The sequence below is a fragment of the Streptomyces sp. AC550_RSS872 genome (genome assembly GCF_019049285.1).
Lineage (GTDB): Bacteria > Actinomycetota > Actinomycetes > Streptomycetales > Streptomycetaceae > Streptomyces.
The window spans coordinates 1-22,669 of record NZ_JAGMUL010000041.1; the positions used below are offsets into that span (position 1 = coordinate 1).

At 71.1% G+C, this 22,669-nt stretch carries 19 protein-coding genes and 1 pseudogene; 14 read left to right on the top strand and 6 right to left on the bottom strand.

Annotated features, from left to right (window positions below; translation table 11 throughout):
- Nucleotides 1-587 (top strand): annotated as a pseudogene (locus KUM44_RS18520) (ATP-binding protein); the annotation flags it as partial.
- Entirely contained in the window at nucleotides 584-1,240 is a 657-nt protein-coding gene (locus tag KUM44_RS18525; RefSeq protein ID WP_217209107.1) for a response regulator transcription factor, read from the top strand. The pseudogene KUM44_RS18520 and the gene KUM44_RS18525, both read left to right, overlap by 4 nt.
- A gap of 22 nt (nucleotides 1,241-1,262) precedes the next feature.
- Here KUM44_RS18525 and KUM44_RS18530 read toward each other — a convergent pair whose 3' ends face one another.
- A complete protein-coding gene (locus KUM44_RS18530) occupies nucleotides 1,263-1,892 on the bottom strand; it encodes a phosphatase PAP2 family protein (RefSeq protein ID WP_217209109.1) in 630 nt (209 codons plus the stop codon).
- 186 nt (nucleotides 1,893-2,078) lie between these two features.
- On the opposite strand from KUM44_RS18530, the gene KUM44_RS18535 reads away from it, so the two are divergent.
- A complete protein-coding gene (locus tag KUM44_RS18535; RefSeq protein WP_217209111.1) occupies nucleotides 2,079-2,918 on the top strand; it encodes a hypothetical protein in 840 nt (279 codons plus the stop codon).
- 148 nt (nucleotides 2,919-3,066) lie between these two features.
- On the opposite strand, the gene disA is transcribed toward KUM44_RS18535, so the two are convergent.
- Together disA and radA are read right to left on the bottom strand one after the other, a co-directional pair.
- On the bottom strand, nucleotides 3,067-4,191 hold the full coding sequence (gene disA, locus KUM44_RS18540; protein ID WP_217209113.1) for a DNA integrity scanning diadenylate cyclase DisA: 1,125 nt from the start codon (nucleotides 4,189-4,191) through the stop codon (nucleotides 3,067-3,069).
- 81 nt (nucleotides 4,192-4,272) lie between these two features.
- Complete coding sequence (gene radA / locus KUM44_RS18545; RefSeq protein WP_217209115.1) at nucleotides 4,273-5,682, bottom strand: DNA repair protein RadA; 1,410 nt, start codon at nucleotides 5,680-5,682, stop codon at nucleotides 4,273-4,275.
- Nucleotides 5,683-5,909: 227 nt separating this feature from the next.
- Between radA and KUM44_RS18550 the strand changes: the two genes are divergently transcribed.
- A complete protein-coding gene (locus tag KUM44_RS18550) occupies nucleotides 5,910-7,718 on the top strand; it encodes a hypothetical protein (protein ID WP_217209117.1) in 1,809 nt (602 codons plus the stop codon).
- Nucleotides 7,719-7,737: 19 nt separating this feature from the next.
- Here the strand turns inward: KUM44_RS18550 and KUM44_RS18555 are convergent, their stop codons facing one another.
- Complete coding sequence (locus KUM44_RS18555) at nucleotides 7,738-8,598, bottom strand: hypothetical protein (RefSeq protein WP_217209118.1); 861 nt, start codon at nucleotides 8,596-8,598, stop codon at nucleotides 7,738-7,740.
- 83 nt (nucleotides 8,599-8,681) lie between these two features.
- On the opposite strand from KUM44_RS18555, the gene KUM44_RS18560 reads away from it, so the two are divergent.
- The 4 genes from KUM44_RS18560 (at nucleotide 8,682) to ilvD (ending at nucleotide 13,542) form a co-directional block, all read left to right on the top strand.
- Nucleotides 8,682-9,614 (top strand): Ppx/GppA phosphatase family protein, encoded by a 933-nt coding sequence (locus KUM44_RS18560; protein ID WP_217209120.1) that lies wholly within the window; start codon nucleotides 8,682-8,684, stop codon nucleotides 9,612-9,614.
- A gap of 440 nt (nucleotides 9,615-10,054) precedes the next feature.
- The gene (locus KUM44_RS18565; protein ID WP_217209122.1) at nucleotides 10,055-10,879 is read left to right on the top strand and encodes a sugar phosphate isomerase/epimerase; all 825 of its coding nucleotides are present in this window, start codon (nucleotides 10,055-10,057) and stop codon (nucleotides 10,877-10,879) included.
- A complete protein-coding gene (locus tag KUM44_RS18570) occupies nucleotides 10,876-11,502 on the top strand; it encodes a TetR/AcrR family transcriptional regulator (RefSeq protein WP_217209124.1) in 627 nt (208 codons plus the stop codon). Before KUM44_RS18565 ends, KUM44_RS18570 begins: the two co-directional genes overlap by 4 nt.
- Before the next feature lie 186 nt (nucleotides 11,503-11,688).
- Nucleotides 11,689-13,542 carry a dihydroxy-acid dehydratase gene (ilvD, locus tag KUM44_RS18575; protein WP_217209126.1) on the top strand — a complete coding sequence of 618 codons (1,854 nt, stop codon included), beginning with the start codon at nucleotides 11,689-11,691 and terminating at the stop codon, nucleotides 13,540-13,542.
- Between the two features lie 104 nt (nucleotides 13,543-13,646).
- Here ilvD and KUM44_RS18580 read toward each other — a convergent pair whose 3' ends face one another.
- A complete protein-coding gene (locus KUM44_RS18580; protein WP_217209127.1) occupies nucleotides 13,647-15,830 on the bottom strand; it encodes a serine/threonine-protein kinase in 2,184 nt (727 codons plus the stop codon).
- 182 nt (nucleotides 15,831-16,012) lie between these two features.
- Here KUM44_RS18580 and KUM44_RS18585 point away from each other — a divergent pair, with 182 nt between their 5' ends.
- The 6 genes from KUM44_RS18585 (at nucleotide 16,013) to proC (ending at nucleotide 20,758) form a co-directional block, all read left to right on the top strand.
- Nucleotides 16,013-16,369: an SH3 domain-containing protein gene (locus KUM44_RS18585; RefSeq protein WP_217209128.1), complete on the top strand. Its 357-nt coding sequence runs from the start codon at nucleotides 16,013-16,015 to the stop codon at nucleotides 16,367-16,369.
- A 222-nt stretch (nucleotides 16,370-16,591) separates the two neighbouring features.
- Nucleotides 16,592-17,095: an EamA/RhaT family transporter gene (locus tag KUM44_RS18590; protein ID WP_217209129.1), complete on the top strand. Its 504-nt coding sequence runs from the start codon at nucleotides 16,592-16,594 to the stop codon at nucleotides 17,093-17,095.
- Between the two features lie 174 nt (nucleotides 17,096-17,269).
- Nucleotides 17,270-18,040 carry a class I SAM-dependent methyltransferase gene (locus KUM44_RS18595; RefSeq protein WP_217209130.1) on the top strand — a complete coding sequence of 257 codons (771 nt, stop codon included), beginning with the start codon at nucleotides 17,270-17,272 and terminating at the stop codon, nucleotides 18,038-18,040.
- A 207-nt stretch (nucleotides 18,041-18,247) separates the two neighbouring features.
- Entirely contained in the window at nucleotides 18,248-19,048 is an 801-nt protein-coding gene (locus tag KUM44_RS18600) for an ABC transporter ATP-binding protein (protein ID WP_217209131.1), read from the top strand.
- Nucleotides 19,045-19,836: an ABC transporter permease gene (locus KUM44_RS18605; protein ID WP_217209132.1), complete on the top strand. Its 792-nt coding sequence runs from the start codon at nucleotides 19,045-19,047 to the stop codon at nucleotides 19,834-19,836. The genes KUM44_RS18600 and KUM44_RS18605 overlap by 4 nt, the downstream gene beginning before the upstream one ends.
- 106 nt (nucleotides 19,837-19,942) lie before the next feature.
- On the top strand, nucleotides 19,943-20,758 hold the full coding sequence (gene proC, locus KUM44_RS18610; RefSeq protein WP_217209133.1) for a pyrroline-5-carboxylate reductase: 816 nt from the start codon (nucleotides 19,943-19,945) through the stop codon (nucleotides 20,756-20,758).
- A gap of 40 nt (nucleotides 20,759-20,798) precedes the next feature.
- Here proC and trpS read toward each other — a convergent pair whose 3' ends face one another.
- A complete protein-coding gene (trpS, locus tag KUM44_RS18615) occupies nucleotides 20,799-21,845 on the bottom strand; it encodes a tryptophan--tRNA ligase (protein WP_217209135.1) in 1,047 nt (348 codons plus the stop codon).
- Nucleotides 21,846-22,669: the final 824 nt, after the last annotated feature.

A 22,669-nucleotide genomic window follows, 5' to 3' on the forward strand; every position in this document is an offset into this window, starting at 1 on the left:
CCCCGGCCCCGAGAACCCCCTCCCCGCCCTCCGGCGGCACCGGCCTCCGGGCCCTGCGCGCCGCCGTCACCGCGGTCGGCGGTGATTTCGAGGCCGGCCCACACCCGGACGGCTTCCGCGTGCGGGCGTACGTCCCCGACCAGCCCGCCGCCCCGGCCGTACGGCCGTCCCCGGCGCCGTACGCCCCCTTCACCCACGCCCGCCGTCGCGTCGCCCTGGCTGCCGTGGCCGCCGTGGGCGCGGGCGTCGTACTCGTCGGCGGAGCCTTCGCCTGGTACGCGTACACGGAGACCCACTCGGTGCTGTCGCCGGCCGCGTACGCCGAGCTGCGGCTGGGGATGTCGGACCACGACATCGCCGGCGTCCTGCCGGACCGCACCGTCCGTGACGCGCCCGTGGAGCGCGCCCCCGCGCCGCCCCCGCCCGGCAGCGACTGCCGCTACTACCGGGCGAGCGGCGAACTCCTCGTCTCCGTCGACCACTTCAGGCTGTGCTTCGACGACGAGGGACGGCTCGTCGCCAAGGACGTGATCCCGAGGGCGGGCCTGTCTCAACATCCCTCTCCACACGAGGAGTTCGCACAGTGATCCGGGTACTGCTGGCCGACGACGAGGCGATGGTGCGGGCCGGTGTGCGCGCGATCCTGACGAGCGGCGGGGAGACCGAGGTCGTCGCCGAGGCGGGTGACGGGCGCGAGGCGGTCGAACTGGCCCGGGCCCACCGCCCTGACGTGGCCCTGCTGGACATCCGTATGCCCCGCCTGGACGGGCTCGCCGCGGCCGAGGAGATCGTACGGACCGTCCCCGGCACGGCCGTGGCGATGCTCACCACCTTCTCCGAACAGGCTTACGTGGCCCGGGCGCTCGGCGGTGGCGCCACCGGTTTTCTGTTGAAGTCCGGGGACCCGTACGAACTGATCGCGGGAGTACGGGCGGTGGCGGGCGGCGCCGCCTTTCTGTCGCCGAGGGTGGCCCGCTACGTCATCGACGGGCTGGGCGGCAGCGACGGCCGACTCGGCCGCGAGGCCGCCGCACGCGCGCGCGTGGCCGAGCTCAGCCCACGCGAGCGCGAGGTGCTCGGCCTCGTGGGCACCGGCCTGTCCAACCCGGAGATCGCCGCCCGGCTGCACCTCGTCGAGGGCACGGTGAAGGCGTATGTGAGCGCGGTGCTCGACCGGTTGGGCGTGCGCAACCGGGTGCAGGCGGCGATCGTGGCGTACGAGGCGGGGCTGGTGGAGTAGCCGTACCCAGCGGCCGTGCCGATCAGCGGCGATACGGCAGCCGGGACTCCTCCGGCCCCGTCAGCCATCGTACGAACGCCGGTGCCGAGGCCGTACGCATCGCCTCGGTCAGCCGGGTCGCCGGGCGCGTGGTCAGTCGTACGGCCGCCACCGCGACCAGCGCGCCGAAGGCGAGGCCCGCGGCCACGTCGTGCGGGTAGTGGACGCCGACGAACACGCGGGAGAAGGCCATCAGCAGGGCCAGGGGAGCCGTCAGCCACAGGAGGGTGGGCCTGGCCAGCGCCAGGGTGAGCGCCGCGGCGCCCGCGATGGTGGCGTGGTTGCTGGGGAAGGACCAGTCGCCGGGCGGCGGGCAGGCGGCGAGTGAGGCGGTCGCTCCCGGCACGGCCCGGCACGGACGCTCCTGCGTGACAACCGACTTGAGGAGCTCACTGCAGAGATACGCCACAGCCGTGGCCAGAGGTGCAAGGGCCGCTATCGCGAATGCCCGGGAGGTGCTCCGCCTGGCCCGCCACCAGGTGGTGACGAACAACGCGGCGAACAGCAGCAGTCCGGCCTCCGTCCATATCTCGGCCGTGTGTCGTACCCACGTTGGGGTGTCGCGGGCGAAGTCGGTGATGTCGCGGTAGAGCTCGGCGTCCTCGAAGTCCATGGTCACGGACCGTAGGCGGCGGGCCGATCCCGTCACATCCTGCGATCGGCAGGTGGTGCACCTGACGGAAGACAGGGGTGGCGCGGGCCTCGCGGGGCGCTTTCCGGGATGATGATCCGGAAAAGTTGCGGCCCGGGGCGGCGGGTGGAGCCTGTTGGCGCACCGATCTCTCGTACAGTTTGCGCCGTGGGATCTCTGCGCAATCCGGTCGGGCCGCTTCCCTCCACCATCTACTGGCGACGGAGGGCCGTACTGCTGTCTGTGGTCGCCCTGTTGGCGCTACTGATCACCTGGGTACTCACCTCGGGCGACGGTGGCGGCAAGAACAACGCGGGCGGGTCCGACGGCAAGAATCCCGCGCCCTCGACGATCACACCGGGACCGTCGGATTCGGGCCCGGCGATCAGTCAGGCACCGGGCGGGCGCGACGAGTCGCCCGGTGACTCCGGCGGCTCGGGCTCCGGTGACGGCTCCGGGTCGGGCACGGGGTCCGGTGACGACAGCGGGTCCGGGGACGGCTCCGGGGACTCCGGCGGGTCGGACGGCTCGGGCAACGGATCCGCGGGCGGCGGCTCGGGCAGTGGCGTCGGGGTCGATGACACGGTCGACGCCGCATCCGCGCTGCCCGACTGTGTCGCGGGCGCGGTGAAGGTGACGGTGAAGAGCCTCCGCAACGCGTACGAGCCCGGCGAGAAGCCCGCCCTGCTGCTGACCGCGACGAACTCCTCCAGCTACGACTGCAAGGTCGATCTCGGACCGAAGAACACCGTGGTGACGGTCACGCAGGCAGGGTCCGAGGACGACTTCTGGTCCTCCGCCGACTGCCCGCAGGTGGCCGGCAGCCTGAAGTTCCGGGTGCCCGCCGGGGAGAGCATCACCTACACCGTGAAGTGGGACCGCAGGCCGAGCGCCCCGCAGTGCGCGACACCGCCCGCGGGGACCGCCGCCGCGGGCACGTATCTGGTGGAGGCGAAGGCGCCGGGGTTCGGGACGGCACAGACGTCGTTCGTGCTGGAGAACGACTGAGCGCGTCGCCGGGAGGCGGCGCCCCCCAAGGGGCGCGGGGCTGTACTGAACATGCGGCTCCGCCGCGCGGGCGCGACCGGCCACGACGGCGCCGCACCCGAGCAACGACATATCGCGGCGCTTCCCGCGGAGCGCTCAGACGTACCGCTCAGACGTACCGCTCCAAGATCGAGCTCTCCGCCAGCCGCGACAACCCTTCCCGCACGCTGCGCGCCCGCGCCTCGCCGACGCCGTCCACCGTCTGGAGGTCGTCCACGCTGGCGGCGAGCAGCTTCTGTAGGCCGCCGAAGTGCTCCACCAGACGGTCGATGATCGCGCCCGGCAGCCTCGGCACCTTGGCCAGCAGGCGGAAGCCGCGCGGGGAGACCGCCGAGTCCAGCGCCTCCGGGGAGCCGGTGTAGCCCAACGCCTTTGCCACCGTGGGGAGTTCCAGGAGTTCGGCGTGGGTGAGGGCGTCCAGCTCGTACAGCGCCTCGTCGACCGTGCGGGAGCGCTTGGCCGTCGGCTCCGGGACATAGTCCCGCACCACGAGCTCGCGCTCGGGCTCCACGCCCGCGATCAACTCGTCCAGCTGGAGCGCGAGGAGACGGCCGTCGGTGCCCAGTTCCACCACGTACTCGGCGATCTCGGTCGCGATACGGCGCACCATCTCCAGCCGCTGGGCCACCGCCGAGACGTCGCGGACCGTCACCAGGTCCTCGATCTCCAGCGCTGACAACGTTCCCGCGACCTCGTCGAGGCGGAGCTTGTAGCGCTCCAGGGTCGCCAGGGCCTGGTTGGCGCGGGAGAGGATCGCCGCCGAGTCCTCCAGGACGCGGCGCTGACCGTCGACGTAGAGCGCGATGAGCCGCATCGACTGGGAGACGGACACCACGGGGAAGCCGACCTGCTTGCTGACCCGGTCCGCCGTGCGGTGCCGGGTGCCGGTCTCCTCGGTGGGGATCGTCGGGTCCGGGACCAGCTGGACGCCGGCGCGCAGGATCTTCGACAGGTCCGACGACAGGACGATGCCGCCGTCGAGCTTGCACAGCTCCCGCAGCCGCGTCGCCGTGAACTCGACATCCAGGACAAATCCGCCCGTGCACATCGCCTCGACGGTCTTGTCGGAGCCGAGCACGATGAGTCCGCCGGTGTTGCCGCGGAGGATCCGCTCCAAGCCGTCGCGCAGGGCCGTGCCGGGTGCCACGGCGCTCAGTGAGGCGCGCATCAGGCCATCGGCACCGGAGCTCCCACCGGACTTTCCGGGAGCTGCTGCCCGGTCGTTGGCTGCCACTGCACTCCTCCGGTCGCAGGTTCTGGGGCGCTCCCGTTTCGCACACTCGGTTCGTACGCACGGGCGAGACCAGGGCAAAGTCTACCGGCGCTCCTCCTCGTCCCGTGGGGCCTCTCGCCGACGCGACCGCGGAAGGACCCGGAGCGCGTCCCCTATGTCGGCCACTTCCAGCACCTTCATGCCCGCGGGGATCTTGCCGGGGTCGCCTGGAACCAGGGCGTGCGTGAAGCCCAGCCGGTGCGCTTCGGCCAGTCTGCGCTGCACGCCCGTGACCCGTCTGACCTCGCCCGCGAGGCCTACCTCGCCGATCGCGACGAGGTTCTTGGGGAGAGGTGTGTCACTGGCGGCGGAGGCCAGCGCGAGGGCGACGGCGAGGTCCGCGGCGGGCTCCGAGAGCTTCACCCCGCCGACCGTCGCGGAGTAGATGTCCCGCTTGCCGAGGGCGCTGATCCGGCCGCGCTGTTCGAGTACGGCCAGCATCATCGAGACGCGTGAGGTCTCCAGGCCGGACGTCGTGCGGCGGGGCGAGGGGATCTGTGAGTCGACGGTGAGTGCCTGGACTTCGGCGACCAGGGGGCGGCGGCCCTCCAGGGTGACCGTCAGACAGGTGCCGGGGACCGGTTCATCACGACGAGTCAGGAAAAGTCCGCTTGGGTCGGCAAGGCCCGTGATGCCCTCGTCGTGCAGTTCGAAGCAGCCGACCTCGTCCGTCGCGCCGTAGCGGTTCTTGACGCCCCGGACGAGGCGCAGGCGAGCATGCCGGTCGCCCTCGAAGCTGAGCACCACGTCCACGAGGTGCTCCAGCAGCCGGGGTCCCGCGATGGCGCCGTCCTTCGTGACGTGTCCCACAAGGAGTGTGGACATGCCGCGCTCCTTGGAGGCGCGGATGAGCGCACCGGCCACCTCCCGGACCTGGGCCATGCCGCCGGGCGCCCCGTCGATCTCCGGGGAGGCCACCGTCTGTACGGAGTCGAGGATCAGCAGCGACGGCTTCACCGCGTCCAAGTGGCCCAGCACGGCTGCCAGATCGGTCTCGGCGGCCAGATAGAGGTGGTCGTCGATGGCGCCGATCCGGTCGGCGCGCAGCCGGACCTGGCTCGCCGACTCCTCACCGGTGACATAGAGGGTGCGGTGCTCGTCGCTCGCCGACTTGGCCGCCACGTCCAGCAGCAGCGTGGACTTGCCGACGCCGGGCTCGCCCGCGAGGAGGACCACGGCGCCCGGCACCAGACCGCCGCCGAGGACACGGTCCAGCTCGGGTACCCCGGTGGGCCGCGCGGTCGCCTGCCGCCCGTCGACCTGCCCGATGGGCAGCGCGGAGTTCGTCACCCGGCCCGGTGTCGTCGTACGGACCGCGGGCGCGCCGTACTCCTCGACCGTCCCCCATGCCTGGCACTCGGGGCAGCGGCCGAGCCACTTGGCCGTCTGCCAGCCGCACTCCGTGCAGCGGTAGGACGGGCGGTCCTTCGTGGTCTTGGTACGGGCAGCCATGCGAAGAACCGTAACCGAGCCCACTGACAACGCCGCACGGTCGCGCACACGGCGCCGCCTCGGGCCGGTCCAGGCGCTGCTCACCGGGCTTCCGCACAGCCCATTCGTCATGCACAAGCCATGAAATCCGGGGTTCCTGTACCCCATTGAGGGATCGTTTCACCCGTACGGATTAAAACTGCTCAAGCGGGCGGAAGGCGCCACCCCGGGCCCCCTACGGTCCACGAATGATGAGCAGCAGCCCGGAGACCCCGACCCGCACCGCCGGCGCGCATCGGGCGCATCGCGAGGCGCGTGATCGTGCGGCGGCGCGCACCTTGGCGCAGCGGACGCCCGCGCGCTACGAGCCGTATCTGGACGGGCTGTTCACCTACTGCCTGTCCGTGCTGTGCGACCACGACACCGCGACCGCGGCCCTCGGCGACGTCCTCGCGCTCGCCGAGCGGCGCGGACAGCGGGTGCCGGAGACCGCCGCGGACCGCAGGCCCTGGCTGTACGCGCTGGCCCGCTGGGCGTGTCTGCGCAAGCTGGCCGAGGCCAAGCAGAAACGTCAGGGCAGCCATGCGGCGGGCCGTCCCGGCGCCCCTCGGCAGGCCGGGGCGCAGTCCGCCCGGCCGGGCGTCTCCGAGGAGGTCCAGGAGCAACGGCGCCGCGAACTCGCCCTGCTCGCCTGGCCGGAGGCCGCCGGGACCACCCCGGAACAGCGCGAGGCGCTCGAACTCGCCGTGCGCCACCACCTGGCCACCCACGAGGTCGCCGCCGTCCTCGGCACGGACCTGGCCGCCGCACGCGAGCTGCTCGCCTCCGCCGCCTGCGAGGTCGAGCGCACACGCGCGGCCCTCGCCGTCGTCGAGACCGGCGCCTGTCCGAGCGTCACCCGCCTCACCGGCGACAACCAGGTCGTTCTCGGCACCGCCCTGCGCCGCGAGCTCGTCCGGCACGTCGACGACTGCCCCCGCTGCCGTCGCACCGCCGAGCGCGCCATCCCCGGCCGGTGGCCCGGCGTGGCCGCCACCCCCGCCGAGCTGCCCGTCCTCCAGGCACCCCGCGCGGCCCTCCACATGGCCCTCGCACACCACCCACGCGCGCGGGGAACCGCCGTACCGCGGTTCGACCGGCGTGGCTTCCCGATGGACCCGAAGGACCGTGCCGCCCGCAGGGACCGGCTACGCGCGCGTGCCGTCACCACGACCGTCGTCGCCACGGTGGTCGCTGCCCCGGTCCTCGCCCTGTGGGCCTCCTACCGGGGCACTACGACCGGCGAGGGCGTCGACGGCCACTCGGCCAGCGCCAGCGAGGCACACGGCCCGGGCGCCCTCGACGGCGACGCCGCGGGCGACGGCTACGAGAACGCCGGAAACGCGAGCGCCAGGCGGGGGGAACGTCTCGGCGAGCGCGGCACACCGGACGTCTCCGTGGAGGTCATCAGCGTCAGCGGCGCGCACGAGGCGGGGGCCGGGCGGCTGGCGGTCTCGGCCGGCCACAGCGGTGACACGACGTACGTCACCCTCACGGCGACCGGGCGGGTGCCGGTGCGCTGGTCCGCGAGCACCGGTGCGCACTGGCTCTATCTGAGCCGGTCGGCGGGAACGCTGGCGCCCGGTGAGACGTTGACGATCAAGGTGTACGTCGACCCTCTGCGGGAGCCGTCCGGGCACTGGAGCGCGCGCGTGGCGATCTCACCGGCCGGTGCCCTCGTCTCCATCGAGGGTTACGGCACCGCCCCGAGCCCCTCCGACCCCGGCCACGGCCACGGCCATGGCCCGGACCCGTACCCCACGGATCCGACCGACCCGGCAACGCCCAGCGAGCCGCCGCCCTCGTCCTCCGGACCTGATCCGACGCCGACGTCCCCGGCTCCGACCGACCCCGGGACGCCGAGCGACCCGCCGCCCTCGTCTCCGGGCCCCGATCCGTCGCCCACGGCCGGCGATCCGTCGCCGTCCGGTCCGACCGGCCCGTCGGATCCGTCCGGTCCGGGGAGCTCGACTCCGCCGCCGAGCGGGAGCGGCGAGCCGAGCCCGTCGGGGTCGTAGGGGCCGGGCCGCCCCGTTGTCAGCCGACGGGATCCGCCGGGTGCGGGGCCACCATCGGCAGCTGCGAGGCCAGCCGCTGCTCGCACAGCTCGACCAGACGGTCGTACCCCGCCTTGCCCATCAGCTCCGTCAGCTCCGGCCGGTAGGACACGTACACCGGGTCGCCCGCGCCGTGCGCCGAGGTCGCCGACGTGCACCACCAGTGCAGGTCGTGGCCGCCCGGGCCCCAGCCGCGGCGGTCGTACTCACCGATCGACACCTGGAGCACACGGGTGTCGTCGGGCCGGTCGATCCAGTCGTACGTCCGCCGGACCGGCAGTTGCCAGCAGACGTCCGGCTTGGTCTCCAGCGGCTCGCGGCCCTCCTTCAGGGCGAGGATGTGCAGCGAGCAGCCCGCGCCGCCCGGGAAGCCGGGGCGGTTCTGGAAGATGCACGAGCCGTTGAAGGGGCGGGTCTGGCGGTCGCCGTCCTCGTCCTCCGAGATCCAGCCGTGCTCCATGCCCTCGTCATGGTGCTGCCAGATCTCCGGCGTGAGCCTCGCCACATGTTCGGCGACCCGCTTCTCGTCGTCCTCGTCGGAGAAGTGCGCGCCCAGCGTGCAGCAGCCGTCGTCGGCGCGGCCCGCCTGGATGCCCTGGCAGCCGCTGCCGAAGATGCAGTTCCAACGGGAGGTCAGCCATGTCAGATCGCACCGGAAGACCTGCTCGTCGTCCGCCGGATCAGGGAACTCCACCCATGCGCGCGCGAAGTCGAGGCCCTTCTCGTCCGGTTCCGGGGAGTCCTTCTTGGGCTTCTTCGACTTCGTGGCCGCCTTCGCCTGCGAAGAACCCTTGGCTGATTTGGCCGTCTTGTCAGTCTTCGCCTTTTTCGTCTTTGGCACGGGTCCAGGGTACGGCGTCCGTACCTGCGGCTCCGAGGACCTTGAGGGTCGGAGGAACGCCCGGTGGCAGTAGCGTTCCGTACATGAGACTCGGTGTCCTCGACGTGGGATCTAACACGGTGCATCTGCTGGTGGTGGATGCGCACCCGGGCGCGCGCCCGTTGCCCGCGCACTCGCACAAGGTGGAACTGCGCCTTGCCCAACTTCTCGATGACAGCGGCGCCATCGGTCCCGAGGGGGTCGACAAGCTGATCGGCGTCGTCCACGAGGCGCTCCAGGCAGCCGAGGACAAGGGCGTCGAGGAAGTGCTGCCGTTCGCCACGTCCGCGGTGCGGGAGGCCAGCAACGCCGATTTCGTGCTCGCGCGCGTGAAGGCCGAAACCGGCGTTGAGCTACAGGTTCTCACCGGCGCTGAGGAGGCTCGGCTGACCTTTCTCGCGGCGCGGCGATGGTTCGGGTGGTCCGCCGGGAAGCTGCTCGTGCTGGACATCGGGGGCGGGTCGCTGGAGATCGCGTACGGCATCGACGAGGAGCCGGACGCGGCGGTGTCGCTGCCGCTCGGGGCGGGGCGGCTGACGGCGGGGTGGCTGCCGGGGGATCCGCCCGAGGCGGAGGACATACGCGGGCTGCGGCGGCACGTGCGGGCGCAGATCGCTCGTACGGTCGGCGAGTTCAGCCGCTTCGGTGCGCCGGACCACGTGGTCGCGACGTCCAAGACCTTCAAGCAACTGGCCCGCATCGCCGGCGCCGCCCGCTCCGCGGAGGGCCTGTACACCCAGCGCGAGCTGAAGCGGGAGTCCCTGGAGGCGTGGGTCCCGCGACTGGCGGGGATGACGGTGGCGCAGCGCGCGGAACTTCCCGGGGTCTCGGAAGGGCGGGCGGCGCAGTTGCTCGCGGGGGCGTTGGTGGCTGAGGGGGCGATGGATCTGTTCGGGGTGGAGACCCTGGAGGTCTGCCCCTGGGCGTTGCGGGAGGGTGTGATCCTGCGGAAGCTGGATCACTTGTCGGTGGATTGACACCTGCGGCGGCAGGCATCTCTTCAGCCTGTCCGGCGTTAGAGGACGAGCCATTGCCGTCCCGAACCCCCGCTCACCGGCAGGGCGCGTTGCCTCACGGCCGGAGGCGGCCTCTCTCGGTGCCGCCCCGGACATCTTTAGCCCGTCCGGCGTTTGAGGACGAGGCCCTTCGGGCCGAAGCGGGGGTCCAGGGGGCGGCAGCCCCTTGGCGGGGTGGAAGGGGCGGAGCCCCTTCAAGGGATGGGACGGGTAGGGGCGGCGGGGGCGAGGAAAGCGGGGCCCGCGAGGGGCGCGTGAGGCCCGCCACACGCCCACCCGCACCGCTCCACCCCCACCCCCGCCATAACCCCAGTTCGCACCCCTGGCCGATTGCAACCCCTCCCCAAGGCCACGCAGCCATCGGTTCCCCCGCCCCCAGCCCCGCCCCGTACGCTGTCCCCGTGGCAGAACCAGTGGTGCGCATCCCGGATGCGAAGGTCGCCCTGTCGACGGCCTCCGTCTATCCGGAGTCGACGGCGACGGCCTTCGAGATCGCGGCGCGCCTCGGATACGACGGCGTCGAGGTCATGGTGTGGACCGACCCGGTCAGCCAGGACATGGAAGCCCTGCGCCGCCTCAGCGACTACCACCGGATCCCGATCCTCGCCGTCCACGCCCCGTGCCTGCTGATCACCCAGCGCGTCTGGTCCACCGACCCCTGGACCAAGCTCCAGCGCGCCCAGGCGGCCGCCGAGAAACTCGGGGCCGGCACGGTCGTCGTACACCCCCCGTTCCGCTGGCAGCGCCAGTACGCCCGTGACTTCGTCGAGGGAATCTGGCGGATGGCGAACGAGACGGATGTGCGGTTCGCCGTCGAGAACATGTACCCCTGGCGCTACCGCGACCGCGAGATGCTCGCCTACGCCCCCGACTGGGATGTCACGAAGGACGACTACCGGCACTTCACGATCGATCTCAGTCATACGGCGACCGCCCGCAGCGACGCGCTCCAGATGGTCGACCGCATGGGCGACCGGCTCGGGCACGTCCACCTCGCCGACGGCAGGGGATCGGCCAAGGACGAGCACCTTGTTCCCGGCCGCGGCACCCAGCCCTGCGCCGAGGTGCTGGAGCGTCTCGCCCTGACCGGGTTCGACGGGCACGTCGTCATCGAGGTCAACACCCGCCGCGCGATGTCCGGCGCCGAACGCGAGGCCGACCTCGCCGAGGCCCTCGCCTTCACGCGGCTGCATCTGGCCTCCGCGGTGAAGGTGCCCCGGCCGTGACCGACACCACCTCGGGGCCGGGCGGGGTGAGCGCCCGACGCCGCGGCCGACCCCCTCGTACGGAATCCGCCGACACCCGCGACCGCATCCTGGACGCGGCCCGTGAGGAGTTCTCCGAGCGGGGCTACGAGAAGACGTCCGTGCGGGGGATCGCCAAGGCGGCCGGGGTGGACTCGGCGCTCGTGCATCACTACTTCGGCACCAAGGAGCAGGTCTTCGAGGCGTCGGTGGAAGTCGCCTTCGCGCCCGCCCTGAAGGTGCGGGACGTGGTGCTGGAAGGACCCCTCGACGATGTCGGGGAGCGTATGACCCGCGTCATCTTCGGGCTCTGGGAGAACCCCGTCACCCGCAAGCCGCTGCTTGCGATCGTGCGGTCCGCGGTCAACAACGACGCCGCGGCCGCCGTGTTCCGGCGGCTCGTCTCCGCGCAGCTGCTGCGCCGTATCGCCGGTGAGATCGACGCGCCGGACGCGGAGCTGCGCGCCGAGCTGGCGGCCGCGCAGCTGGTGGGGATCGCGATGATGCGGTACGTCATCAGGATCGAGCCGATCGCCTCGGCGGATGTGGAGCAGATCATCGGGCGGGTGGCGCCCGTGGTGCAGGGGCATCTCACCGGGCCGTGACGCCCGGGGGTCTGGGCGTGATCGGTGCCGCCGGGCGGCCCGCTCGCCGTCCGCCGCCCCGGGGCAGCTGCTCCGCGAGACATTCATCCCGTATTGCGGACAGCTCGTCCCGCTCTCTGGATGACCGGCGTACGCTCATTAACAGTCAGAAGTCTCTGATCGCAGTCTCTGAAGGAGCGAGCGACGATGCCCGAGCTGAGGTCCCGCACAGTCACCCACGGCCGCAACATGGCGGGCGCCCGCGCCCTTATGCGCGCCTCCGGTGTACCCGGTGCGGACATCGGCCGGAAGCCGATCATCGCGGTGGCGAACTCGTTCACCGAGTTCGTGCCCGGCCACACCCACCTCCAGCCCGTCGGCCGGATCGTCAGTGAGGCGATCAGGGAGGCCGGCGGCATCCCGCGCGAGTTCAACACCATCGCCGTCGACGACGGCATCGCCATGGGCCACGGCGGCATGCTCTACTCCCTGCCGTCCCGCGATCTCATCGCCGACAGCGTGGAGTACATGGTCGAGGCCCACTGCGCCGACGCCCTGATCTGCATCTCCAACTGCGACAAGATCACCCCGGGCATGCTGAACGCCGCCCTGCGGCTCAACATCCCGACCGTCTTCGTCTCCGGCGGCCCCATGGAGTCCGGCCGCGCCACGCTCGTCGACGGCACCGTCCGTACGCTCGACCTGGTCGACGCGATCTCCGACGCCGTGAACGACAAGATCTCGGACGAGGACATTCTCCGTATCGAGGAGAACGCCTGTCCGACCTGCGGCTCCTGCTCCGGCATGTTCACCGCCAACTCGATGAACTGCCTGACCGAGGCCATCGGCCTCTCCCTCCCCGGCAACGGCTCGGTTCTCGCCACGCACACCGCCCGCAAGGCCCTGTACGAGGACGCGGCCCGCACGGTGATGGACATCACCCGCCGCTACTACGAGCAGGACGACGAGACGGTCCTCCCGCGCAACGTCGCCACCTTCGCGGCCTTCGAGAACGCCATGGCCCTCGACATCGCGATGGGCGGCTCCACCAACACGATCCTGCACCTGCTGGCCGCGGCCCAGGAGGCGGGTGTCCCCTTCGGGCTGAACGAGATCGACGCCGTCTCGCGCCGGGTTCCCTGCCTGGCGAAGGTCGCCCCTAACGTCGCCAAGAACCGCACGTACTACATGGAGGACGTGCACCGCGCCGGCGGCATCCCCGCCCTGTTGGGCGAGCTGCACCGCGCCGGGCTGCTGAACGAGGACGTGCACGCCGTGCACAGCCCCTCCCTGGCGGACTGGCTGAAGACCTGGGACGTGCGCGGCGGCTCGCCCTCGCCGGAGGCCCTGGAGCTGTGGCACGCCGCCCCCGGCTGTGTCCGGTCCGCGGAGGCCTTCTCGCAGTCCGAGCGCTGGGAGGCCCTCGACGAGGACGCAGAGGGCGGCTGCATCCGCAGCGCCGAGCACGCGTACTCCAAGGACGGCGGCCTCGCGGTCCTCAAGGGCAACCTCGCCGTGGACGGCTGCGTCGTGAAGACGGCCGGTGTCGACGAGTCCATCTGGACCTTCGAGGGGCCCGCGGTCGTCTGCGAGTCACAGGAAGAGGCCGTCGAGAAGATCCTCAACAAGCAGGTGACGGACGGTGATGTCGTCGTCATCCGGTACGAGGGCCCCAAGGGCGGCCCCGGCATGCAGGAGATGCTCTACCCGACGTCCTTCCTCAAGGGCCGCGGCCTCGGCAAGACCTGCGCCCTGATCACCGACGGCCGCTTCTCCGGCGGCACCTCCGGTCTGTCCATCGGCCACGCCTCCCCGGAGGCCGCGTCCGGCGGCACGATCGCCCTCGTCGAGGACGGCGACCGTATCCGCATCGACATCCCGAATCGCTCGATCGAGTTGCTGGTCGACGACGCGGAACTCGCCCGCCGTGAGCAGGCGTTGAACGGGGCGTACGCCCCGAAGGGCCGCGAGCGGAAGGTGTCGGCGGCGCTGCGGGCCTACGCCGCGATGGCGACCAGCGCGGACAAGGGCGCGGTCCGGGACGTGACCAAGCTGGGCTGACGTACGGCGGTGGCGCGTGGCCATCACCCACGCACCACCGCCGTACATGCCGTCGACGCACGTATCGCGGGGGCCGTCTCCTCAGGGGGCGGCCCCCGCGCCTGTCACCAGGCCGACGGGTCCCGGGCGTCGGCGGCGAAGACGGTGCCGTCGGGGGCGGCGGCGTAGACGTGGCCGCCGGCGAGCACGGGCTCGGGCAGATCGGCCGCCAGCTGGTCCGAGCTCGCGCCGAGCCGCGGCGGCGTCTGGCCCACGAGCCGGCCGTCGCCGGCGTCCACGGCGAGCAGCCGGCCGTCGGGGGCACTGACGTACACATGACGGCCGTCGCTGACGGGCGACGACGTACGCAGCACGGACGTCTCCAGACTCCAGAGCTGCCCCCGCGCCTCCATGTCGACGGCGCTCACCTTCCCGTCGCCGCCCACAAGATAGACGACGTCCCCGCGCACGGTGCCGTGCGCACGCGAGAGCGGAACGGGCAGCGGCACGCGGCGCGAGGTCCGGTCGGCGGGGGAGTAGCGGACCAGGGCCCGCGCATCGCTGTAGATGCCCTCGATGGAGACGAAGAAGACCGATCCGTCCGAGGTGCCGACGGGCTTCAGCGTCCCCTTCAGCCGGGCGTCCCAGCGCACGTCACCCGTGGCCGGGTCCAGCGCGACGACCCGCGTGCTCGAACCGTCGAGCGACGGGCTCGTCGCGTACGCCAGAGAATCTCCGGCGAACGAGACGAACCTCGGCGCCTGGAGGCCCGTTACGCGTCGGCTCCACTTCGTGTCCCCCGACCCGGCGTCCACGCCGGTGACCGTGCCGTCGGTGCCGGTGAGCAGCAGCATGCCTGCGGCGGTCACCGACTCGCCGTACGCGGGCACGTTCCGCTGCCAACGCGCCCTGCCCGTGGCCGGATCGAGCGCCTCCAGCCGCCGGCCCTCCCCGGGCCACGGGTGGACGAGGCCGCCCGCCACGGCCGGCGGTCCGCCCCTCTGCGACGTGTCGACGGGGTGCCGCCACAGCAGCCGGCCGTCGAGCGGGTCGAGCGCGAACACGAGCCCCTCCTGGGCGCACACCACCTTTCCCGCCCCGTGGGAGCACAGCGGCGTGTCCTTCTCGGGCCCCGGTGTCGCCCACCCGCTGAACCCGGCCGACGTACTCCGCGGGTTCCGGGGCTCCGGCGTCGGCTCCAGACCGTCGAGCAACTGTACGCAGACCAGTGCGGCGACGGCGGCGAGAGCGACGCTCCCGGCGCCGAGGGCCAGCAGCCTTCTCCGGCGGCGGCGTCCGCCGGGCAGCCGTCCGGCCTTCCCTCCGACACGCGGTTCCCGCTCGGCCTGCGCCCCCGCCTTCGCCCCGGCCCTCGGATCGGCCCTCGACTCGGCCTCCGATACGGCCTCCGATCCGCCCCCCGGGTCGGGCGGCTCCTCGGTGCTCCGCTGCGCCGGTATGAACGCCTGAGTGTCGTACGACGCCGCCACCGACCGCAGTTCCCGCATCAACTCGTCGGGCGTGGGCCGGTCCTCGGGCTCCTTGGCGAGACAGCGCGAGATGAGCGGGGCGAGATTCGCCGGTACGTCGGTCAGGTCCGGCTCGTCATGGACGACCTGGTAGGCGACGACGTACGGACTGTCCGAGTCGAACGGCCCTCGCCCCGTTGCCGCGTGGACCATCACGGAGCCGAGCGCGAAGACGTCGGCGGCGGGCCCGACCTCGCGCGGCCGCCGGAACTGCTCGGGCGCCATGAACGGCGGCGTACCGATCAACTTCCCGGTCTCGGTGCGCAGTTCGCTGTCCTTTGGCCGAGAGATACCGAAGTCGATGACCTTCGGCCCGTCGTCGGCGAGCAGGACGTTGCTCGGCTTCAGGTCCCGGTGCACGACACCGACCCGGTGGATGTCGCGCAGCGCCTCCGCCAGTCCGGCCATCAACCGCCGCAACTGCGCGGGGTCCATCGGCCCGTTCCGCTTCACATGGTCGGAGAGCGTCGGGCCGGGGATGAACAGCGTGGCCATCCAGGGCCGTTCGTCCTCGGGATCGGCGTCCACGACCGGCGCGGTGAAAGCCCCGCTGACCCTGCGTGCCGCCCCCACCTCCTGCCGGAACCGCCCCCTGAACTCGGGATCCTTGGCGAACTCGGCATGTACGACCTTCACCGCGAGCTGCATGCCCGAAGTGCTCCGGGCCAGATGGACGATGCCCATGCCGCCGGACCCCAGGCGCGACTCCAGGCGGTAGTGACCGGCGTACTCGGGAAGTTCCGCTTCCGCTCCCGCTCCGGCGTTCTGCTGTGGCGCCATGGGACCACCCCCGTGCTGTTCGTCCGCTCGCGCGACGCACGGAGCCTAGTCGATGACTCGTACGAGACAGAGGCGGCTTGCTAGCCTCCGTGTTCCCAACCCGCACATGTGTGCGTGGCGTGATTTAGGGGAATCAACGGGACCCCATGGCAGTCATGGGGATCAACGGGGGAGGTTTTGCCATGTCCGCAGATCGCGTTGAAGGTGCCGAAAGAGCCGAAGAAGTCGGGGGCGTCGGCACGGACGAGGCCGCGACGACGATGACGGCCACCGCGAGCGCCTCGGCGCTGCGCTACTACTCGGTCGCCCCGGGCGTCCGCCTGAACGTCCGCCGGGGCCCCGGCACCGGCTACGCCCTCGTCCGCGTCCTGCCCGAGGGCGCCCGGATCCAGATCTTGTGCCAGACGCCGGGCACCAACGTGACCGGCCCGTACGGCACCTCGAACATCTGGGACAACATCGACGACGGCGAGTTCGTCTCGGACGCCTACGTGAACACGGGCAGCGACGGCTACGTCCGCCCGCGCTGCTCCTTCTGACCCCGAACCCGACCCGGGTCACGATCAGGATCCCGGCCGGGGGCGCGATCAGGATCCCGGCCGGGGGCACGATCAGGGTTTCGACCCGGATCCCGATCCAGGTCCCTATCCAGGTCTGGGTCCCGGCTCGCCGGAACCCAGCCGGAACCCAGCCGGAACCCGTAGGGAACACGTACGGATCCCGCAAGGAGCCCGCGGACACGCCGGAGCCATAATCGACGCGTGAGCGAGAAGAACGGCAACCCGGCCACCCCCGCGGGCTCCACGGCCCCCCGCCCCGAGCCCCTCCGCTTCTTCGGCACGACCTGGGTCGACCACGACAACGGCTACGCCGCCCGCCGCATCGCGGTGTCCGTCGGCTCCCTCGCCACCGCCGCCGTCTCCTGCTTGGTGCTGCGCTTCGCCTACGAGGGGCTCCAGCTCTCCGATATCGGCAGCTTCGTCACCGTACTGATGGTCGTGATGTTCGCGGTCTCCAGCGCGCTCGCCTACCGCCACACATGGGACAGCTTCAGCAAGCGCCCCGACCCGGACCGCCAGGCCTCCCTCCGTGGCCTACTGGCCATCGGCTTCGTCGGCTCCCTCCTCGCCTACTTCTTCCGCTCCCTCACCGAGGCCCCCGGCGAGAGCCTCCACCGCGACGAATTCGAGACGGCACGCAAACAACACGACATCCGCACCACCCGTCGCACAGGCAACCCCTCGAAGAAGCGCCGCCGCGGATAGCGTCGACGCCCCGACCTGTCCCCAGGTCCTGTCGTCAGATCCAGCCTGCCGCGCGGCGCCGGTGCACGCTCCCCCAGAGGGGGGCACCCCCATCGCCACACCCGCCGCCCACCACCGAACCCACCTCCCGCCAAACTCGGTGCACCCCGCACCAACCAGGGCCACCATGGCCCTATGACGGCCCCTTCCCACACCGACCGCGCCCGCTCCTTCAACGCTGCCGCAGCCCAGTACGCAGCGAACCGCCCCTCCTACCCACCCGCCCTCTTCGACGCGATCGAGGAACTTGCGGGCCGCCGCCTCACCGGCGCGCGTGTCGTCGACGTCGGTGCGGGCACCGGCATCGGCACCGCCCTCCTGCGCGGGCGCGGCGCCGAGGTACTCGCCGTGGAGCCCGGCGACGGCATGGCAGCCCAGTTCCGTCTCCATCACCCCGACATACCGATCGTCCGCGGCAACGGCAACGCCCTCCCCCTGGCCGCCGCCTCCGCCGACTTCATCACCTACGCCCAGGCCTGGCACTGGACCGACCCCACCCACTCGGCGCCGGAGGCCCTCCGCGTACTGCGCCCCGGCGGCGCACTGGCCCTGTGGTGGAACACCACACCGCTCGACATCCCCTGGCACATCGAGCAGGCGAAGCGCATCGAGCGCCGCTTCGGCAACCACCCCGCCGTCGAACAGAACGGCAGCGGCGCCCGAGCCGCCCTGGCCGACCCCACCGGCCGCCTCGACTTCACCCGCCGCAAGGTCCGCTGGAGCCGCCGCGTCCCCATCGGCACGCACCTGGCGAACATCGGCAGCCACTCGATCTTCCTGGTCCACGGCACCGAGGCGAGCACCGCCTTCCTCACCGAGGAGAAGCAACACCTCCTCAACGCCTTCCCCGACGGAATCATCGAAGAGACCTACGACGTCGACCTCCTGATCGCCACCACCTCCTGACACTGTCGCGCTTCCTCGACCACCGACACCGACCACCGAGCCTCGCGCCGCTCCGTCGTCCGTCTTCCCTCCTCCCCCTCCTTCCTCCCGCCTCCGCCCGCCCCGCCCAGACCGGCGAGGGCGGGCGAGCCATGTCGCCCCATGGGCGCCACCGCCACGCCACCCCGCCGCTTGACGCCGCACACTCACCGGAGGATTATTCATCACATGATGAATTACTCGTCCGTCCGATCAGACCCTCCCGACGCCGCCGCCATCCGAGCAGAGACCCTGAACGTCGTACGCGGCACGCGCCAGGTCCTCCGCGACCTCGACTTCACCGTCCCGCGCGGCCAGATCACCGGCCTCCTCGGCCCGTCGGGCTGCGGCAAGACGACCCTTATGCGGGCCATCGTCGGCACCCAGGCCAAGGTCACCGGCACCCTCGACGTCCTCGGCAGCCCCGCCGGCCACCCCACCCTGCGCACCCGCATCGGCTACGTCACCCAAGCTCCCTCCGTCTACGACGACCTGACGATCCGCCAGAACCTCGCCTACTTCGCCGCGATCCTCGACCCCGGCCGCGCGGCCGCCGACCGGCGCCACGAGAACGTCACCCGCGCCATCGCCGACGTCGACCTCACCAGCCACGCCGACGCCCTGGCCGGCAACCTCTCCGGAGGCCAGCGCAGCCGCGTCTCCCTGGCAGTCGCCCTCCTCGGCACCCCCGAACTCCTCGTCCTGGACGAACCGACCGTCGGACTGGACCCCGTCCTGCGCCGCGACCTCTGGAACCTCTTCCACGACATCGCCGCCTCCCGCAGCGCCACCCTCCTCATCTCCTCCCACGTCATGGACGAGGCCGAGCGCTGCCACCGCCTCCTCCTCATGCGCGAGGGCCGGATCCTCGCCGACGACACCCCGGACGCCCTCCGCACGCGTACGGACTCAGAGACGGTCGAAGCGGCCTTCCTGCACCTGGTCGACGAGGCCACCGCGGCCGCCCGCGCGAAGGAGACCACGCGATGACCACGACGACGAGCCCCAGCACCACGCTCCGGCCCGCCCCCACCGGCGCTCTGAACCCGGCCCGCACGACCGCCACCGCCGCCCGGGTCCTGCGCCAGCTCCGCCACGACCCGCGCACCATCGCGCTCATGCTCCTCGTCCCCTGCGTGATGCTGTTTCTCCTGCGCTACGTCTTCGACGGCAGCCCGCGCACCTTCGACAACATCGGCGCCTCCCTCCTCGGGATCTTCCCGCTGATCACGATGTTCCTGGTCACCTCCATCGCCACCCTGCGCGAACGCACCTCGGGCACCCTCGAACGCCTCCTCGCCATGCCCCTCGGTAAGGGCGACCTGATCGCCGGCTACGCCCTCGCCTTCGGCACCCTCGCGATCATCCAGTCCGCCCTGGCAACCGGACTCGCCCTCTGGTTCCTCGGCCTGGACGTCACCGGCAGCCCCTGGCTGCTCCTGCTCGTGGCCCTGCTCGACGCACTGCTCGGCACCGCGCTCGGTCTCTTCGTCTCGGCGTTCGCGGCCTCCGAATTCCAGGCCGTCCAGTTCATGCCGGCCGTGATCTTCCCCCAGCTCCTCCTCTGCGGCCTCTTCACCCCCCGAAACAACATGCACCCCGCCCTCGAGGCCATCTCCAACGTCCTCCCCATGTCGTACGCGGTCGACGGCATGAACGAAGTCCTCAAGCACACCGACATGACCGCCAACTTCGTCCGCGACGCCCTGATCGTGGCGGGCTGCGCCCTGCTGGTCCTCGGCCTCGGCGCGGCGACCCTGCGCCGCAGGACGTCATGACCACCCCGGTACCGTGCTCGTCCGCCCACCGGACACGGCCCCTCCAAAGCCGCCCCCAGTGCGAGGATGAACCCGGACGACGCAACCCCCGGAGGGCACCCCAGCCATGACCCAGAAAGTCGCAGTCCTTGGCACCGGCAAGATCGGCGAAGCCCTGCTCAGCGGAATGATCCGCGGCGGCTGGGCCCCGGCCGACCTCCTGGTGACGGCCCGCCGCGCGGAACGAGCCGAAGAACTCCGCACCCGCTACGGAGTCACCCCGGTCACCAACGCGGAAGCCGCCAAGACCGCCGACACCCTGATCCTCACGGTCAAGCCGCAGGACATGGGCACCCTCCTCGACGAACTCGCCCCGCACGTCCCCGCCGACCGCCTGGTCATCAGCGGAGCCGCAGGTATCCCCACCTCCTTCTTCGAGTCCCGCCTGGCCGCAGGCACGCCCGTCGTCCGCGTCATGACGAACACCCCCGCCCTCGTGGACGAGGCCATGTCCGTCATCTCCGCCGGCAGCCACGCCAGCGAAGCCGACCTCGCCCACGCCGAAGAGATCTTCGGCGCCGTGGGCAAGACGCTCCGAGTCCCCGAGGGACAGCAGGACGCCTGCACCGCTCTCTCCGGCTCCGGCCCGGCGTACTTCTTCTACCTGGTCGAAGCCATGACCGACGCCGGCATCCTGCTGGGCCTGCCCCGAGACAAGGCGCACGACCTGATCGTCCAGTCCGCGATCGGCGCCGCGACGATGCTCCGCGACAGCGGCGAACACCCCGTCAAGCTCCGCGAGAACGTGACGTCCCCCGCCGGCACCACCATCAACGCCATCCGCGAACTCGAGAACCACGGCGTACGAGCCGCCCTCATCGCCGCCCTCGAAGCAGCCCGCGACCGCAGCCGCGAACTGGCCTCCGGCAGCAACATCAAGTGACGCCCAGGGCCGCCCCAGCCCAGGGGCGGCCCAAGCACCCCTAGACGGTCACTCCGATATCGGCAGTCTCAGCCGCACCCGAGCCGCCCACTGCCGCGGGCAGCAACCCGATCGCCCGATACGCGGCATCCACGGTCGGCCGAGCCATCGCCCGAGCTCGCTCCGCACCATCCCGCAGCACCCCCTCCACATAGCCAGGATCCGCGCACAGCTCCCTGTGCCTCTCCTGTACGGGTCTGAGAGTCTCGACCACGGCCTCCGCGGTGGCCGACTTCAAAGAGCCGTACGACTCATATACACCGCTCAGCTCCGATGGGTTCCCACCCGTACAGGCAGCCAGGATCTCCAGCAGATTCGCCACCCCCGGCTGCGCGGCCCGGTCGTACACCACGTCCCGCCCGCTGTCGGTCACAGCCCGCATGACCTTCTTCCGCACCACGTCCGGTTCATCGAGCAGATAGACGATCCCGGGCCCGGAGTCATCGCTCTTACCCATCTTCGAAGCCGGATCCTGCAGACTCATCACCCGGGCCGCGACCTGCGGAGGCGTCGCCCGAGGCACCACGAACGTATGCCCGTACCGCTGGTTGAACCGCACCGCCAGATCCCGCGCGAGCTCCACATGCTGCGTCTGATCGTCCCCGACCGGTACGTCATCGGTCCCGTACGCCAGGATGTCCGCCGCCATCAGCACCGGATACGTCAGCAGCGACAGCCGCACACTCCCCCCGCGCTCCCGCTCCCGCGCGGCCTTCTCCTTGTACTGGATCATCCGCCGCATCTCACCGTCCGTGGCCACGCACTCCAGCACATACGACAGCCGCGCGTGCTCATCCACCTGACTCTGTACGAACACGGTGCACAGCTCCGGATCCAGCCCCGACGCCAGCAACAACGTCGCCGCCTGTCGACTGAGCCTGCGCACCCGCGCCGGATCGTGGTCCACGGTCAGCGCGTGCAGATCGACGATGCAGAACAGCGCATCGGCCTGGTGCTGATCGACGGTTGCCCACCGCCGCATAGCCCCCAGGTAGTTCCCCAGCGTCAGATGCCCGGTCGGCTTGACCCCACTGAAAACCCGCTTCATCTCTCTCCACCTCCTGGTCGAGGCCGCCGACCCCGGCCGGCCGACCCTCAGGAACTCTGGAGGGAGAAACGAGAACGGCCGCCGAAGCGGCGGCCGTTGAGTGCATACGTGACTACGGCCGCCGTCAGGCGGCCCACCACAGTTGGGTGCACGTACGCGTCGTCATGCGTCCCAGAGTACGCCCCGAGGGTGCCGTCCGGAGTGAAGTTGACACGCCCTGACCCGGTCCGTAGTGTTCTCCGAGTTGTCCGACGTGAGCGCCGACTCCGGTCGGTCCCCGGACAGCCACTCCGCAAGTACCAACCATCATTCGACGACAGTCGATCTGTCTGCCGTCGTTGCATTGGCATGTGTATTTACGGAATAAGGAATCCGCGTTCGACAGAACGCAGCCCCCGATTAGCTCGGGTGCAAGGAATCCGCTAAAGTCTCACTCGTCGGAACGGCCCAACGGCCGCGAAGACAAGCCCCGCTGACTGGGAGTCAGGCCCGAAAGGATCTGATAGAGTCGGAAACGCCGGAAAGGGAAACGCGAGAGCGGGAACCTTGAAAGCACCGAGTAAATCGGATCGGAAAAGGATCTGATAGAGTCGGAAACGCAAGACCGAAGGGAAGCGCCCGGAGGAAAGCCCGAGAGGGTGAGTACAAAGGAAGCGTCCGTTCCTTGAGAACTCAACAGCGTGCCAAAAATCAACGCCAGATATGTTGATACCCCGTCTCCAGCGTTCGGCTGGGGCGAGGTTCCTTTGAAAAAACACAGCGAGGACGCTGTGAACGGCCGGGCTTATTCCGCCTGGCTGTTCCGCTCTCGTGTGTGTTGTCCC